Source organism: Staphylococcus sp. 231237_7MaSpsaltlick, assembly GCF_043107035.1.
In genome coordinates, this window is the sequence record NZ_JBICNX010000085.1 from 1 (window position 1) to 2,200 (window position 2,200).

The following is a 2,200-nucleotide window of genomic DNA, read 5'->3' on the forward strand; positions in this document are numbered from 1 at the left end:
AGTCTATACCCCACTTAAATATGCTTATACGCATAGTAACATAAAATGTAATAGCTAATTTAAATGCATCTTAGCCCCATTAATACACGATATTCCATTTTTAACTTATGATTTCTTTTTTTGTGTTTATATCTTTGTAAAATTATTATAAAAAAAGAAAGCTTATAGACAAATAATGCCTATAAACTTTCTTTTATTTAAGCTGATCATCAATTTCTTTTCTGGCTTTTGCATTTATAATAATTTCTTCAATAGGGATATTATAATAATCTGCTAAAACTAAATACATATATAAAGATAATTTCTCTCTGTTCCCGTTTTCTATATTTCCAATATAAGAAGGGGTTACACCAATTTCAAAAGCAACGTCCTCTAAAATTAAGCGCCTTGCTTTCCTTATATGCTTAAATTCATACGAAATATACTTCATTAATTGTTTAATTTCAAATTCATTCATAGTGTAATCTCCCACTAAACCGTATTACATTCATTATAAATGAATATATAGAGGCTAAAAAATACATGAAGCGGCGTTTTTAAACATATTTGTTTAATACACAAGCGCAATTTTTTATGTTATACTATTTTTTAGAAAATAATTGTGTAAACAGTTATTAAAAATTAAAAAAAGACAAAAAAAGAAACCCAACTATTGGTAGTAGTTGAGTTCCATGAAAGAAGTCCCTAAACAACTTCCAAAAATCAAGTGTATAAAGAGTTACGTCGACAAACAATAACTCGTTTCAATATCTGCATAACAAAAGATGTTACAACAGAAGTTTTTATATATGTTATACGTTTATTATAAAGACATAACGAGTAAAATGCAAGTTAATACGTATCATAGGTGCTACGTTTTCGGTTTATTTAGGGATCAATATTAGGACTTCTTTCAAAGGTAACGGTTTCTTTTGAGAGGAGTTTTTTATTATGTCAAAAAGTACTTACGAACTAGTAAACTTACAACAATATTCATACTTTGATTCAAGAGAAGAAATGGACTTTGTTGTAAAACAATTCAATAAAGAATTAAGCAAATCTTATTATAGAACGTTAAATATGTTAAAACAGTATAGCTGTAAAATTGTAGGTATTTGTCATTTAAAAATTGAAACTATAGCAAATACTTTAAAAATAAACGTACGTACAGTAAGAAGACACATCAAATATTTAAAAGAGAATGGATTTATAACTGTTATTCCAACTTCACGTCCTAAAAAGGGTGGAGACGGTGCAAATGCGTATGCAATTAACAGTCCTTTAATGAGGGAAGAAGTGAAAAAAAATAAAAATGTCAGTGCGGAAATGTCATCCCGTACCAATGAAAAAAACAAGCCTAAAAACCTTCAAACACCAATGTTTAATAGAGTGCTTGTTCAAAAAGAAACTATATTTTCTTTAAAACTATATAATTCTTTTAAAGTAACTAAGAAGAGCAGTTATGAATCACAAAATAGAATTGAAAATATTAAAGAATATAGAGAATGTCCAGAAGGTGTCCCTGAACATATCTATTTAGAAAACAAACCATTCTTTTCAGATGGCCAAATAAGTAAACTGTATGAAAGCATATTAGACAAACTAGTATCTTATAAATTTAATAAAAATTATGATGACTTGATTATCCGTGAAGGTTTCAAAACTTTAGTACGTCAATTAAAAAAATATTACCATAACAAACGTGGGAAAATAGAAAACATATTTAGATACATCAAAGGCGCTATAGTAGGAATTAGTGAGAAATATAAAGAGATTCAATCAACGATGGAAGCTAGTGAAGATGCAGTGTATTCTAATAACCCAATGTGTCATGATACTAATGTATTACCAAGTAGAGAAATGACACCAGAATGGCTTAAATCAGAAGAGAAACCTACATATGCTTCAGAAGTTATTAAAACAAACTTCTTGAATGAATTATCTAGTCATATTGAACAGCAATACAAAAACCATATACCTGAATATTTATATAATGATTTACAAAAAACTTGGTTACAAGAGGAATGGTATTGGTCAAATGATGATATTAAATCATTACTAGAAGATAAAGAGGCATTTTTAGAAGCACAAAAGCAATTTGCACAAAACAGAGTTAAATTTAAACAATACTTAATGTCAGAAGATCAGTAAGCAAAAATCCAATATTGGTTACTTTAATAATATATTGATTTTTATACTTTTTATTGGAATATATAAATTA

Annotated in this window: 2 protein-coding genes; one reads left to right on the forward strand and one right to left on the reverse strand. The window is 27.4% G+C overall.

Annotation, left to right across the window (positions count from 1 at the left end; genetic code table 11):
- Positions 1 to 193 precede the first annotated feature (193 nt).
- A complete protein-coding gene (locus ACF91D_RS29870; protein WP_392438341.1) occupies positions 194 to 457 on the reverse strand; it encodes a helix-turn-helix domain-containing protein in 264 nt (87 codons plus the stop codon).
- A 473-nt stretch (positions 458 to 930) separates the two neighbouring features.
- Between ACF91D_RS29870 and ACF91D_RS29875 the strand changes: the two genes are divergently transcribed.
- Complete coding sequence (locus ACF91D_RS29875) at positions 931 to 2,130, forward strand: helix-turn-helix domain-containing protein (RefSeq protein ID WP_392438342.1); 1,200 nt, start codon at positions 931 to 933, stop codon at positions 2,128 to 2,130.
- The last annotated feature ends 70 nt before the right edge of the window (positions 2,131 to 2,200 follow it).

Coding starts and splice junctions, on each gene's coding strand:
- ACF91D_RS29870 (WP_392438341.1), bottom strand. CDS start 457: ATGAATGAATTTGAAATTAAACAATTAATGAAGTATATTTCGTATGAA.
- ACF91D_RS29875 (WP_392438342.1), top strand. CDS start 931: ATGTCAAAAAGTACTTACGAACTAGTAAACTTACAACAATATTCATAC.